This window comes from Methylocaldum szegediense, assembly GCF_949769195.1.
Lineage (GTDB): Bacteria > Pseudomonadota > Gammaproteobacteria > Methylococcales > Methylococcaceae > Methylocaldum > Methylocaldum szegediense.
Map to the genome: position 1 here is coordinate 246216 of NZ_OX458333.1, position 13034 is coordinate 259249.

Annotated in this window: 12 protein-coding genes and 1 pseudogene; 5 read left to right on the forward strand and 8 right to left on the reverse strand. The window is 58.2% G+C overall.

Annotation, left to right across the window (positions count from 1 at the left end):
• Window position 1 precedes the first annotated feature (1 nt).
• The 3 genes from istB to QEN43_RS01095 form a co-directional block, all read right to left on the reverse strand.
• Window positions 2-784, reverse strand: coding sequence for an IS21-like element helper ATPase IstB (istB, locus tag QEN43_RS01085; protein ID WP_026609733.1), 783 nt, complete (start codon window positions 782-784; stop codon window positions 2-4).
• Window positions 781-1803, reverse strand: coding sequence for an IS21 family transposase (istA, locus tag QEN43_RS01090; RefSeq protein WP_026609734.1), 1023 nt, complete (start codon window positions 1801-1803; stop codon window positions 781-783). Before istA ends, istB begins: the two co-directional genes overlap by 4 nt.
• A gap of 303 nt (window positions 1804-2106) precedes the next feature.
• Window positions 2107-4167, reverse strand: a complete 2061-nt coding sequence (locus tag QEN43_RS01095; RefSeq protein ID WP_317964089.1) for an ATP-dependent DNA helicase — start codon at window positions 4165-4167, stop codon at window positions 2107-2109.
• Here QEN43_RS01095 and QEN43_RS01100 point away from each other — a divergent pair.
• A pseudogene (locus QEN43_RS01100) lies at window positions 4108-5363 on the forward strand (IS256 family transposase). The gene QEN43_RS01095 and the pseudogene QEN43_RS01100 sit on opposite strands and share 60 nt — an antisense overlap.
• On the opposite strand, the gene QEN43_RS21625 reads toward QEN43_RS01100, so the two are convergent.
• Window positions 5333-5578, reverse strand: coding sequence for an AAA family ATPase (locus QEN43_RS21625; RefSeq protein WP_396662830.1), 246 nt, complete (start codon window positions 5576-5578; stop codon window positions 5333-5335). The pseudogene QEN43_RS01100 and the gene QEN43_RS21625 overlap by 31 nt on opposite strands.
• Window positions 5579-5799: 221 nt before the next feature.
• Between QEN43_RS21625 and QEN43_RS01105 the strand changes: the two genes are divergently transcribed.
• Complete coding sequence (locus tag QEN43_RS01105; RefSeq protein ID WP_084162068.1) at window positions 5800-6282, forward strand: hypothetical protein; 483 nt, start codon at window positions 5800-5802, stop codon at window positions 6280-6282.
• A 7-nt stretch (window positions 6283-6289) separates the two neighbouring features.
• Entirely contained in the window at window positions 6290-6598 is a 309-nt protein-coding gene (locus tag QEN43_RS01110; RefSeq protein ID WP_084162069.1) for a hypothetical protein, read from the forward strand.
• 225 nt (window positions 6599-6823) lie between these two features.
• On the opposite strand, the gene QEN43_RS01115 is transcribed toward QEN43_RS01110, so the two are convergent.
• Complete coding sequence (locus tag QEN43_RS01115) at window positions 6824-7570, reverse strand: phosphatase PAP2 family protein (RefSeq protein ID WP_036268883.1); 747 nt, start codon at window positions 7568-7570, stop codon at window positions 6824-6826.
• Window positions 7571-7851: 281 nt separating this feature from the next.
• Between QEN43_RS01115 and QEN43_RS01120 the strand changes: the two genes are divergently transcribed.
• Window positions 7852-8913 carry an AI-2E family transporter gene (locus QEN43_RS01120; protein ID WP_051331719.1) on the forward strand — a complete coding sequence of 354 codons (1062 nt, stop codon included), beginning with the start codon at window positions 7852-7854 and terminating at the stop codon, window positions 8911-8913.
• 112 nt (window positions 8914-9025) lie between these two features.
• On the opposite strand, the gene QEN43_RS01125 is transcribed toward QEN43_RS01120, so the two are convergent.
• On the reverse strand, window positions 9026-9937 hold the full coding sequence (locus QEN43_RS01125) for a PfkB family carbohydrate kinase (RefSeq protein WP_317963623.1): 912 nt from the start codon (window positions 9935-9937) through the stop codon (window positions 9026-9028).
• A gap of 434 nt (window positions 9938-10371) precedes the next feature.
• Here QEN43_RS01125 and QEN43_RS01130 point away from each other — a divergent pair, with 434 nt between their 5' ends.
• A complete protein-coding gene (locus QEN43_RS01130; RefSeq protein WP_317963624.1) occupies window positions 10372-10965 on the forward strand; it encodes a copper resistance protein NlpE in 594 nt (197 codons plus the stop codon).
• Between the two features lie 63 nt (window positions 10966-11028).
• Here QEN43_RS01130 and QEN43_RS01135 read toward each other — a convergent pair whose 3' ends face one another.
• Together QEN43_RS01135 and QEN43_RS01140 are read right to left on the reverse strand one after the other, a co-directional pair.
• Window positions 11029-11781, reverse strand: a complete 753-nt coding sequence (locus QEN43_RS01135) for an alpha/beta fold hydrolase (RefSeq protein ID WP_317963625.1) — start codon at window positions 11779-11781, stop codon at window positions 11029-11031.
• Window positions 11768-13033 (reverse strand): glycosyltransferase, encoded by a 1266-nt coding sequence (locus QEN43_RS01140; protein ID WP_026610465.1) that lies wholly within the window; start codon window positions 13031-13033, stop codon window positions 11768-11770. Before QEN43_RS01140 ends, QEN43_RS01135 begins: the two co-directional genes overlap by 14 nt.
• Window position 13034 lies beyond the last annotated feature (1 nt).

The following is a 13034-nucleotide window of genomic DNA, read 5'->3' on the forward strand; positions in this document are numbered from 1 at the left end:
GTTATTCGACGGCCGCTGTCTGCGGCGGGGTTGTTCCTGCCTTGCGCTTGTCCTTCAATCGGTAACTGTCGCCGGTGATTTGCACGATGTGGGCGTGATGCAGGAGCCGATCCAGCATCGCGGCCGTCAGGGTCTGATCATCGGCAAAGGTGCCCGCCCACTGGGTGAACGGCAGGTTGCTGGTGAGAATCAGGCTGCCGCGCTCGTAGCGCTTGGCGACGACGTTGAAGAAGAGATTCGCTTCGTCACGTCCGAGCGGCAGATAGCCGATCTCATCGATGACCAACAGCCTGGGCGCCATCACGACCCGGTTGAAGTACTCCTTGAGACGCTCCTGGCGGTGTGCGGCGGTGAGTTGCAACATCAGATCGGCGGCGGTGACGAAGCGTGTCTTGAGGCCGGCCATCACCGCGCGGTAGGCCAAGGCGATCGCCAGATGGGTTTTACCAACCCCGCTGGGGCCGAGCAGGACGATGTTCTCGGTGCGCTCGATAAAGCTCAAACCCGCCAGTTCCTGGAGCTGGGCCCGGGGCGCTCCCAAGGAGAAAGCAAAGTCGTACTGCTCCAAAGTCTTCACGACCGGCAAGGTGGCCATCTTGAGCAAGGTCTGCCGGGTGCGTTCGGCGCGGGCCTTGGCCTCGGCGATGAGCAGTTTCTCGAGGAAGTCGGCAAAGCTCTCCTCGCGATCGGCGGCCTGCTGGGCCAGGTGGGGCCAGTCCGACCCGATCCGCTCGAGCTTCAGGCTTTGGCTGAGTTCGGTAATCCGGGCGTGCTGCAGATTCATGCCGTCACCTCCAGCAACTGGTCGTACACCGACAGGGGATGTTGCAGGCTGTCATGGGGCAAGACGCGGCCAACGTGCCGCTGGGGTGCCGGCAAGCCTTGGGGTGCCTGAACCGGCAACGGCCGCAGGGCGAGGCGCTCTTCGGCCAATCGCACCGCGGGCTGTACGCCGGTGGTGCCGTGCACCCGTTGATGCGCCACCTGATCGAGCCAGGGGCCGATCTGGGCATTGGCGGTCTCGACATCGAGTGTCAAGCCGGCGCTCTTGAGCGTGGCCGCCAGTGGCGTGATGAAGCTGGCTTTCAGGTATCCGTTGAAGCGCTCCACCTTGCCCTTGGTTTGGGCCCGGTACGGCCGGCAGACCTTGGGCCGGAAGCCATACGCCCCGGCCAGCGCGTACAGGGCCGGGTGCCAGCGGTGCCGGCCTTCACCGTAGGCGTCCCGTTCGGTGATGATGGCGCCGGCATTGTCGAACAGCACCTCTTCGGGCACCCCGCCGAAGTAGTGGAGGGCCTCGCGCAGCCCCGTCAACCAGGCCGCGCTGTCCTCGCGGTCGGAAAAGCGCACGAACGTGGCGCGACTGAACCCCAGCGTGGCCACGAAGGCTTTGAGCGGATCGCGCCCCCGCCGGATCGTCGTGAAATCGGCCTGCATCTGGCGGCCCGGTGGGGTTTCAAAGCGGACCACCGGTTCTTCCGGTCGCCGTTTGAAGGGGGCGAGATACGCCTTGAGCTGGCTGATGCCGCCTGCATAGCCCCGTTCACGAAGCTCTCGCAGCAGCACCGTGGCCGGAATCCAATGCGGACGTGCCGCCTCGATGCGTTGCTGCAGATAGGCTTTGAAGGGATCCAACTTGCAGGGGCGGGGCGCCCGCAGCCGGTACCGGGGCAACGCGCTTTCGCTGCGCAGGTACTTGCGTACCGTGTTGCGCGAGACGCCCAGCTCCCGCGCGATGGCTTTGATGCCATGGCCCTGTCGGGCCAATACTTTGATCTCCACTGACTGCTCCTGAGTCAACATTTCCGCGGCTCAAAAAAGCCGCCATTTTCCCCCAAGGGGTCAAATTTACTTCGGTGTCAGGGGTCATTTTTACATCGGCGGTGACAGCAAGCCATTCCTCCAACCGGACGACAACCTTGCCCGGCGAGAGCTTACCTTGTTCAAACAGTTGTATCTCCTGTTTTAGCAGGTCATAAATCACCCACCCATATGCTCGTTGCAAAAACAGGTCGTTACCATTCGCTTTGAATCCTTCCCGAGCCCTTGCTAAGGCTTCTGAAAGTCGCCCCGCCTTACGGAATTAGGAGACTTCCGTTGACCAATTCACCTGATGACCGTCCCCAAAATTTCGCGTAGCCGTCCGAAAAGACCACCGCTCGCCCCCACGCCACCCACCTCCTCGGCACGAGTCCATTTCGGAGTGCTGTCGTATAGGAAGTCGATGCTCCGATGTTTACCCTCGAACTCGAATACCATGCGCAAGCGATATTGCATCGGCGTTGCCGATAGCAGGCGGATATCCGTACCTCGGAGGGAGTCTTTGATGTAGTCACAAAACGGCCGCAAAAATGGATCCGTTAATTCAACGTCTTTCGCGGGCTCTGATCGCAATATGGCCTCCATGATTTGCAATGCCTCTGAAACGACATTTGAATCTGCCCCGTCACAGGGCCCAGCATCGCAACGCGATACTTTCCACATTTTGTTGTACACATACTCGACGACTGCGATCTTCCCTGCCCGACTCAAAAAATAGCGCTCGCGGAAGTTCAAGTGATCAAGACGATCCACGGAGATGCCAACAGTCTCCCACGCTTCGCGTAAGCGCACATGATAAGCAAACAACTTCTCTTGCCCGTCACTGAAAGACAGGCGACTCCAATCTTCATCGACGATACAGTCCTCCTGGTTGCTCCGTGATGTTGTCGTCGCTAGATCGTTGCCCCAGACGATGGACGATTTATCGTCAAAACGTGGCGCGTTCACCGTAACCAGACATTGTTTGGCGCGAGTCACCGCTGTATAGGCCCACCGGAAAAAACCCTCATTCCGCTGCCCTCGCCTGTGGTCAAAGACAACTACCGCAGTATCCCACTCACCACCCTGTGCCTTGTGACAGGTCAAGGCATAACCGTATTTCACTTGCAGTGCGTTGAAGTACTCGTCATGCAGGATCGCGAGCTTGAATTCAGACGTTTTCGGCTTGAGACTAGGGTTACGCTGGCGAAAATCGACGAGCAAAGCCCGTTGCTCCAAGGGTGATAACTCTCGCTTGGGTGAATTCAGGAGATTTTCGAGAATTTTGCAGTTAAAGATAATCTCGTGACCCATCTCGCGGTAGGCGAAGGAAACTCCACGGAACACCAGATCAACAGGTTCCCCAACTCCCTTGATTCTCACAGACCTGTGTTCCGGCTGCTCGGCCACATGCACGACGCTTACGAGATCGCCATTGTATAGACCAGTCATCAAGGAATTCTTGTTGACTAACAATACGTCCCCAGCCTGCGGTCCTATGCTTTCGTTTCCCCAAAGGCGGCCACGTACTGCCCGGTTCAGATCCAATGCTTGGGCATTGGAGTACGTGATCAAAACGCAGTCGGATTTCGCTCTAATCGCTTGTTCGGAAAGCTTAACTGCTTCAGTTACCGAAACAGCGCGGATTTCCTCGTCGTTAGGCGATAGATCAAAAGTGTTGAAGGTCTCGGAAAATATGGCGTTACGCAGCGTCGTTGCCCGACCCAAAATGGCGCTACCTTTCCGCTGACGCATCACTTCGTTTAGCTCGTATTCTTCACATTCAAGTCCGAACGTTCGCCGAAGGTAGCTTGCGGAAAGTGCCGGCGAGAAAGTCTCACCCACTGGCGGCAACTGAGCGGGATCCCCCACGAATAAAATCTTCGCACCATGTCTTGCACCCCACTTGGGACATGCAAGCCCCGCATACTCAATTAAGTCTGCAAGAAGGCGTCCCGATCCGAACCGAAAGATGTCACCACTCGATTGCTTGTCGCCGATCATCGACGATTCGTCGACGATGAACAGCATCTTCTGAGGACCAGTTTCCTTCAGGGGAAATATCAGGCGTAACCCCGGTTCATTTGCTGATTCATCTGCCTCGATTATGTCAATGTCAGCTAAGCGATAGATACGTTTGTGGATCGTGTTGGACTCGGCTTTGGTTTTCGTCCCTAAAATGCGAGCAGCCCTTCCTGTCGGAGCGAGCGAGTTATGCTCGAAAGTTGTGGATGAGGGATTGAGGTAGGCGGCGTATTCTGGAGGGTCTTCAAGGTCATCCCTTCCTACAAGAGGAGCGAATACGCCATGAGTGACGATAAGATCATTCCGTTGAAGAATCCAGGGGCACCAGCTCCCGTGGCGGATGCCTTAACGGAGTTGTTACGGGAAGGCGCCCAGCGGATGCTGGCGGCGGCGATCGAAGCGGAGGTTGCCGCCTTTCTGGAGCGATTCAAGGACGAGAAAACGGCGGATGGGCGCCAAGCGGGTGGTGCGGAACGGTCATCTACCGACGCGGTCCATCCAGACCGGTGTGGGTCCTATCGAGGTCAAGGTGCCGCGGGTGCGAGATCGGTCGAAGGCGATCCGGTTGACCTCGGCGATTTTGCCGCCGTACCTTCGGCGCCCCCAGAGCCTTGAGGCGTTGTTGCCGTGGTTGTACTTGAAAGGGATCTCGACCGGGGATGTTCAGGAGGCGCTGACGGTGCTGTTAGGGCGGGAGGCGCCCGGATTGTCGGCGAGTACGATCAGCCGCTTGAAAAGAGGCGTGGAAGGACGAGCATCAGCGTTGGTCGCGGCGGGATTTGTCGAACCGGCGTTATGTGTATCTCTGGGTAGATGGCATTCATTTCGGGGTACGGCTGGAGGATGCGGCGCAGTGCATTCTGGTGGTGATAGGGGCTACGGCGGACGGCAAGAAGGAGTTGCTGGCGTTGGCTGATGGCTATCGGGAGAGCGAACCGTCCTGGCGCGAGGTGCTGTTGGATCTCAAAGCCCGGGGTCTCACCCTTGATCCGCACCTGGCCATCGGCGATGGCGCCTTAGGCTTCTGGAAAGCCTTACCGCAGGTGTACGGGACCACCCGTGGCCAACGCTGTTGGGTCCATAAGACGGCGAATGTGCTCAATAAGCTGCCCAAGAGCCAACAGCCCAAAGCCAAAGCGGCGCTGCACGAGATCTGGATGGCCGCCACCCGGCAGGAAGCGGAGAACGCGTTCGATCATTTCGTCGAGGTGTATCGGCCCAAGTAGCCCAAGGCGGTGGCCTGCCTGGAAAAGGATCGGGAGACGCTGTTGGCGTTCTACGATTTTCCGGCGGAGCATTGGATTCACCTGAGGACCACTAATCCAATTGAATCCACCTTTGCCACGGTGAGGCTCAGAACCGCTAAAACGCGAGGCTGCGTGTCACGGGGAAGTATTCTCGCGATGGTGTTCATGCTGGTGAAAAGCGCCGAGCGACACTGGCGGAGATTGAATGGAGTTCCGCGGCTGGCTCAGGTCATTGAGGGAGTCGTGTTCAAGGACGGCGTTCAGGAAGACGCCGAGAAAGTCGCCGCCTGATCAACTCCCCATACACAAAATTTGACCATTACTCGAGCGAGCAATGTAAACGGATACTGTTGCTGATCGAGGTCTTGAATCAGTCGCGCAATTAAAGTGGTTTTCCCTGTGCCTGCGCTTCCTTTGAGAATAAAGCAATGAGCGTGGCTGGAAAGAAAGTTGTGAATACTTCTAACGACAGCTAATTGATCTTTGTTCAGTAATGGCTGACTCATGCAAGAAAGCGTAGTCAACCTTTTTTCTATTGCCAAACACCAGTCCTTGGCGAATCGGTGGTGCTTTAGCCAGTCTGTTCACGGCGATTCCAAAACAAATTCCGCCAATGATCTTGTGTCCCCGTTGAAACCAAGTTTGCTTCCGATTCCGGTCCACCGTCGTGCGCAGGAGAGGTTGTACGACTCATCGCTACACACTGCAAGGATTGGATGCCGACCCGATGGCCCGCTATTTTCGAACCCATGCGGCAGGACTGGCTGAAACGGTTGCGCTGATCGCCCCGGATGGCAAGACCTTGTGTGGCCGTCTCGATCGTTTCGAGGACCGCAAGGCGGCCCAACTCCTGAGCGCCTTCGCTATCGAGGAACAAATCGTGCTGGAACACGTTCTGATCGAAGACGGCAGCAAGGACCACGAAATCCAGGCAGCTCAGCGACGACTCATCGAAACGTTAGGATTGGTGGGGCGGTTATATACCCTCGATTCCCTCCGTCTGCAAAAAAAACGGTTGAAGCTGTCATTGCCACCGGGAGACATCTCTTGGTGCAACTCAAGGGCAATCAGCCCAAACTACGAGTCGCTGTGCGAGAGGTCTGTCGCACGCAGCCCTCAGTTGAGCAGGCCTATCCGGTTTATCTGGACTGGCGTAATCGGATTGAGCAGCGTGCCGCCCGACTCTGGCCCTTGCCGGCGGGCACTGTAACGGGACCTTGGCCCATCACTTCAAAGCCGTGGTCGAAGTCCGTTGCCGCGTTGAATGCTTTAACCCCGGCCGTCGGTGTTTCGAGTCGCGCCAACCTCTCGCCTATTACCTCGTCACCTGTGAAGCTTCGGTGGAAACCGCGGCTATCCGAGGCCATTGGGACATCGAAAACTGTTTGCACCATGTGCTCGATGCCTCGCTGGGCGAGGATCCCGGCGGCATTCGCAAAAACCCCGGCATCTTCGCCCAACTTCGCCACTACGCCTTAAATCTCTTGCGACACAATGGCAAAACCAATATTCGCGCCGCGATCTGACAATGCCATGAACCGCGAACATGTCTTGAGCTATCACGGCATCAAGCATTGAACAGCCCTGGGGATGAGGGGCTGGCGCTTTTCAGGTTTTATCCAATTGCCGGATGTAGGATCAATGTCTAATTCGAATGCCGAATGAAACGATTCCTTCGATAGATTCAGGCCGAAGCCTAACAAAATCGGGAGTTTTGTACTTCAATGTCAAGGGTTCGTCAGATCGGAGGCTTATGCTTCGGTCTCCGTTTCCTCCACGATCTGCCTTCTTTGCAACCAACGGGCCACGAGCCACCAGAGCAAGGCCCAGGCGGCGCCGACCATCCAGCCGGCGGCGACGTCGGAAGGCCAATGGACGCCCAGGTAGACTCGGCTGAAGCCGACCAGAAAGCAGAGCACGGCCGCCATCGTCAGCACGAACAACTTAGTGCGCCAGTCGGGAAGCATCCGGGCCAATAAAGCGCCGAGGGTCAGATAGGTTGCCGTGGCCAGCATCGCATGACCGCTGGGAAAGCTCGCGGTGTAGACATAGGCGCCGTGAGGCACGAGATCGGGGCGGGGACGGTCGAAGCCGATCTTCAGCATGGTATTGATCAGCAAGCCGCCGAAGACGGCGACAGCGAATAGGATCAAAGCCCGGTGTTTTCGCTGCAAGGCGAGATAGCCCGTGATTCCCAGCGTTATGAATAGGATTACGGCGACGCCGCCCAGGGCGGTGAAATCCCTGAACATTTCCTCGACCCACTTCGGGCCGATAGGATCGGCCGGGTCTGCTGGATTCCGCAAGGCCAGCAGGATCGCGGTGTCTATGGCGTGAGTCTGACCTTCGACGACCTCGTCGGCAATTTCGAGGAAGCCCCAGACGGCAACCCCGGCCAGAAATATCAGCATCAGGGTTCGAAACTCGCGGGCAACGGCGGACCCCGCGACGCCTAATAGTGGCCTAAGCGCAAGGACGAATCGATGAGGTACGGACATGGCGAACGCTGAAATCTCCGATTTTTCTGGTTTTGGACAAGTCCCGAGACTGGCCGGCGCGGCCGGTTGGGATTTTTTCGGCTCTTTGCGTGGTCCTTTTTGAATAGGTCCCCGGGAAACGCCTTTTATTCGACCGAACCGGCGGGACACCGGCCGGATACCCTCGGCGGTTCGGTCCGGGACCCGCTGTTGTTGCAGGCATTGCAGATGTCTGCGGCCGTGGTAGAAAGTGGCGCGGTCGAATTCTACGCAGGACCGGAACGGCCGCAAGGGATGCAACTATGAATCAGGAAACCAGCGAGACACCGGGCTCTAGCGGACTGCTGACCAAGCGGACGCTCATCGTCGCGGTTGCGGGTATGGCCGTCATCGGGCTGCTTCTCGCCGCCTGGCAAGTGTCGCAGATTCTGTTGCTGGTTTTCGCAAGTATCCTTCTGGCGCTGTTTCTCCGCACTCTGGCCGCGTTCATCACCCGTTATACGCCTCTGTCCATGAACTGGGCACTGACGGTAGTGATCCTGGTGCTGCTGAGCCTGTTCGTGCTGATCCTGGCGCTGTACGGACCCACGATCGCCGATGGTTTTTACCAATTGTTTCAGCAACTGCCGGCCGCGCTGGATCGAATGCGCAGTACGCTCGAGCAGTATCCATGGGGACCAGCGTTGATCGACAGGCTATCGAGGGCAGGCGGCCTTCTCACCGATTCGGAGCAACTATCCAAAATCGCCGGGATTTTTTCGACCGCATTCGGCGCCTTGGGGAGTTTTTTCATCGTGATCGTGCTGGGACTTTATTTCGCTTTCGATCCCAAGACCTATATTGATGGCACGGTTCACCTTTTCCCCAAAGAGCGCCGGGGACAGGTCTGGGAAGCCTTCAACCGAATGGGGAACGCTCTACGGTGGTGGCTGATCGGCCGGATTGCCGCCATGCTTGCGGTAGGGGTCATGACCGGTGTCGGATTGCTGATATTGGGGGTACCTTTCGCTTTCATCCTCGGTCTCGTGGCCGCTGCCTTGGACTTCGTGCCTAATATCGGGCCGCTCATCGCGGCCGTGCCGGCGATAATGGTGGCGCTTACCAAAGGCGGTACGACAGTGCTCTATGTCGCCATACTCTATTTCGTGGTTCAAACCTTAGAAGGCTATCTGATCACGCCCTTCATTCAACAGAAGGTCATTTCTCTTCCCCCGGCCCTGCTGCTGACCGCGCAACTCATCATGGGCGCAAGTTTCGGCATTCTGGGACTCCTGCTCGCGCCGCCGTTGGTGGTGGTCGTCATGGTGCTGGTGCAGATGCTGTATATGAGGGATGTGCTGGGGGAATCGGTCGATATGGTCTGAAAACGGCCGCGGGGGAGATTACGGCAAGGTGATGTAAGGTCCACGTCAGTGGCACGGTTCCGCCTCGCCGACCTCAAGGCCGGCGAAGCAGTGCTCGGTTCGCCGTGCTGGCTTATATCCGCCAGTTCTCTCGCAGCCTTCGATAAAAGGACAGGTCTCGTTTGACCGCGCCTCTTACGCCGCAGATGAATCCCGCCAATTGCTGGGCCCGTTCGAGGGCGTCCTTCAGCGGCCAACGCCAAATCAGACCGGTCAGCAGCGCCGCGCTGAATGCGTCTCCTGCCCCGACGGTGTCCACGACTTCTATCGATGCGTCGGGCCGCACTCGAGCCGTGTTTCCATCGGCGCAGACGGCGAACGCTCCCGCCTCGCCTTGTGTTACGACGACGTACTCGGTGCCGCAATGGGCCCGCAAAGCTTCGGCCTGCGCTTCCTGAGGTTTGGCCGACAGGCCGTAAAGATCGGCTATGGAATCCAGTTCCTGTGCGTTCAGCTTAATCCAGTTCGCCCGTTCTAACAGCACGCGTAAATCCTCCGCGTTCCACCAAGGCGCACGGAGATTGACGTCGAGAAAGATCGGGGGACAATAGCGCTTGACCAGATAATCCAGCGCTTGACGTGACACCGGATTTCTCACGGCCAGAGTACCGTGATATAGGATGGTGCCGCCCGTGGGAAACTCAGGGACATCGTGCGCTTCGATGTAATCGTAAGCTTGCTCGGGTTCGATGCGGAAAACGGGCTCGCCGTTCTCGATTTGCACCCGCACGGCTCCCGTCGGCCTTTCGCGATCGATCTGGACGCCCCTGTCGTCGAGATCCCAGTCGTGAAGTGCCTTGCGGACCATCCTTCCGCCCTCATCCTCGCCGATGCGGCTAATCAGCAAGGGCTGTATGCCCAAGCCCCGGAGGTGGCAGGCGACGTTCAGGGGAGCCCCGCCCAGCACGGCGGAGCCGTCGGGAAAATGATCGAAGAGTAGTTCGCCGAAGAGGACCGGCCTCGTTGATGCTGTGAATTCGGTCATATCTACTTTGACTTGAAAATAAAATTGAGCTCAATGTCTCGTTCCGGGCGCATGGGCTACCGGTCGAAGTGCTTGAATTCGTAGTTTTACTTATGGGCGTACGATAAATCGGGTTGATACGTTCGTGCAAACATTTTGAAATCAAAAAAATGGGGAGACGGACAACACGAGCTGTGTCGACGAATGTACTTAGAGCATTTCATCGATATACGAATTGCTGAATCGTCCCGTATGGTGGGTTCGAGTATGCCGGCTTATGACGGAACTACGAAAGGGCAGGGGAGGAGTCGTGTGTGGCGACAGAGGTACCCTTTTTAGAAATGGCATGAGCGGTTCGTTCCAGAAGCTGACGGCAACGCCCGAGCGCCTGACACGCGACGGGTTCGAGCATGACCCTGAAACCAATTCGCTCGCAAAGCAGCGTACAATGGCGCGTGCCGGCGCGCCTCATTGGCTGCCCGGGTTTAGGTTTGGATGAGAGCTTCGTTATGAACGTATCGAACAGAAAAGCGATTAAAAAGGCGTTGGTTATCGTTTTCGGCGTATTGCTATCCTGGTTCAGTGCTGCCTGGGCGGAAAGCGATAAGGAAATCCAAGAAAAGGCTCTCAGAGCGCGCGAACAAAATAAGCACGGTGCCATGGATCATTCGGGCCACGCCAGTCCCGACGCGACAGCGGGCGCGTTTCGGGGCGTCTTTTATGGCTACCTGCCGTGTTCAGAAGAAAAGTGCGCCGGTCTGAAAATGACGCTGTCTTTAAATGCCAAGAACAAATATCTTTTGGTCACCCAACCGGCCAAGCCGCAAAACAGAGAGTCTTTCGAAAAAGGAAAATACGAATGGGACGATAGCAAAGGTATCCTCGTGTTGACGCCCAACAACGATGCCCCTCAGCGTCGGCTCGCGATTAAGGATGAAGCCACCTTGCTGTATCTGAGCAGCGACGGTACGCCGATGCCGGGGGATCAGGACCGGTATCTGCTGCAAAGAAGCGACAAGGCGGGCAATCGGGAAATGCACATCCACTGAGGAAAAAGCTGTTTCGAAAATTTGAACGGCAGGTTTCATCGTCGTGAGGGCTATCTCCTTGCCTCAGTAGGAAACGCTGGCCAAGAACCGCGTGATATGCGGGAGAACGAGGTCGCTGCGGACGAAGCTTTCGATATGTGTGAGACCCGGCAGCGCGGCCAGGGTAGCGCGGGCAAGATGTCTTGCGCAGGTCTCTACGGCGGGATACCTCGAATCTTTTTCGCCCACGAGAAGCAGGCAGGGCATGGTCATGGACGGGAGGACATCATCCAGCGCCGGCCGCTCCTGAGCGGCTGCCGCGAGTGCCCGCAGGTCGTTGGCGAGTACCAGGGGTTTCAGTTCCGGTTCGATACGCTGTTCCAAGATGGATTCGAGGGCGGAGAGGAAAGCTTCGGGGTCTCTGCCGTCGACGCGCCGAAAGACATCCCAGCTTTGGTCGGCATAGGGGTGTGCCCCGATGAGGAGCAGGGCGTTGATCCGTTCGGGCGCGTACTTCGCCATGCCGAAACCGATCCATCCGCCCATGGAAAAACCGAGGAAATTCGCTTTCGGAATCTGTAAAGCATCGAGAACGGCGACCACGTCCGCCACGCGTTTCGGTAGGTCATAGGCAGCGGGATCGTGGGGTTTGGCGCTGGCGCCGTGGCCGCGGGCATCGACCAGAATGCAGCGGTTATCGCGGCAGAGCGCCGGAATGTAGCCGAAGCGCCGCCAGGCGTCAGAACTGCTAGTGAAACCGTGATGCAGTATCAGCGGCGGCCCGTCACCGTCGACCAGGTAATGGATGCGAACGCCTTCGCTGTTAACGTAGGGCAAAGGCGTCACCCTGTATCGAGTGATAAACCTCCGCGATGGCGGAAGCCACCGACGACCAGGCATAGCGGGTCCGGGCTCTCTCCGCGGCAGCGGCGCGCATGCGGTGGCGGTCGTTCTCCGGTGCCAAAAGCGCGTCGAGAATGCGGGCGGCGAACGCGGGCGGGTCCATAGGATCGGCCAGATAGCCGTTCACTCCGGGCGTGACAATGTCTATGGGGCCGCCGTGGGGCGTGGCGACGACCGGAGTCCCGGACGCGAAAGCCTCGACCAGCACCAGCCCGAACGGTTCGTACGGGGAAGGGCAGAGGAACAGATCGGCGGCCGCGTAATAGTCGAGCAATTCCTGATCAGTCAGCCGATGAAACCAGCGGATGGCATCCGTAACCTGAAGTTCGCTCGCCCGCTGGAGCAGTGCGTCGCGGTAGGCTTTTTCATCCGGCGAGGGTTGTTCAGGGCCGAGCGGAATCAGGAAGGTCACGGTCTTGCCCGCTTCGCGCAAAGCTTTGACAACCGGCGGTATGGCCTCGAGCAATTCGAGAAAGCCTTTGCGGGGATCGAGCCGCCCGACAGTAAACAGCAGATAATCGGAGGTGAAGCCGAGCTGGCGCTGAAGATCGGTCTTGTCCAGGCGAAGATGGAATGCCTCAGTGTCTACGCCCCCCGGAACGATCCGGATTTTCTCGGCATTCGTACCATAGCGCCCGGTCAGCGCTTCGCGCTCGGTCCGGCTGAGCGCAATAACGGCATCGGCCGCGTCCAGAATTTTCTTCTCGGCGCGTATGCGAAGCTCGTAGCGGAATTTGGAACCGTCCGGAGTGGGATCCGATATGCGGTCCCGCTTCAGGAGCCCCAGCGAGTGGCTGGTGAATAGCAAGGGCTTGCCGACGGCCAGGCTGGCGATGAGCGCGCTCGCTCCGCCGTCCCAGTAGTGCCCGTGGATGACATCGGCATGCTGAAGCCAGGCGGATTGATCGGATAGGACGCGTTCCGCGAATTCCGCGAGGTAAGGTCCCATGTCCTCTTTTCGCAGAAAGCCCTCCGGCCCCATGGGGTAGCGGCAGACCGTGGCGCCGTCGCAAATCGCCTGGTGCTCTGATTTTCCGCCCCACAACCGCGTATAGACCCGTACCTCGTGTCCAAGCCGGGCGAGCTGTTCCGCGACCCGCGCCTCGTAAACGCATTGGCCGCCCGAGTCCGGTTCGCCAGGCGACGCCAGGGGATCGCTGTGGGGGCAGAAGAAGGCGATTCGCATG

Excerpts from the sequence above, each read along its gene's own strand:
- istB (WP_026609733.1), bottom strand. The coding sequence starts at position 784 with ATGAATCTGCAGCACGCCCGGATTACCGAACTCAGCCAAAGCCTGAAG.
- istA (WP_026609734.1), bottom strand. The coding sequence starts at position 1,803 with ATGTTGACTCAGGAGCAGTCAGTGGAGATCAAAGTATTGGCCCGACAG.
- QEN43_RS21625 (WP_396662830.1), bottom strand. The coding sequence starts at position 5,578 with ATGAGTCAGCCATTACTGAACAAAGATCAATTAGCTGTCGTTAGAAGT.
- QEN43_RS01105 (WP_084162068.1), top strand. The coding sequence starts at position 5,800 with ATGGCCCGCTATTTTCGAACCCATGCGGCAGGACTGGCTGAAACGGTT.
- QEN43_RS01115 (WP_036268883.1), bottom strand. The coding sequence starts at position 7,570 with ATGTCCGTACCTCATCGATTCGTCCTTGCGCTTAGGCCACTATTAGGC.
- QEN43_RS01120 (WP_051331719.1), top strand. The coding sequence starts at position 7,852 with ATGAATCAGGAAACCAGCGAGACACCGGGCTCTAGCGGACTGCTGACC.
- QEN43_RS01125 (WP_317963623.1), bottom strand. The coding sequence starts at position 9,937 with ATGACCGAATTCACAGCATCAACGAGGCCGGTCCTCTTCGGCGAACTA.
- QEN43_RS01140 (WP_026610465.1), bottom strand. The coding sequence starts at position 13,033 with ATGCGAATCGCCTTCTTCTGCCCCCACAGCGATCCCCTGGCGTCGCCT.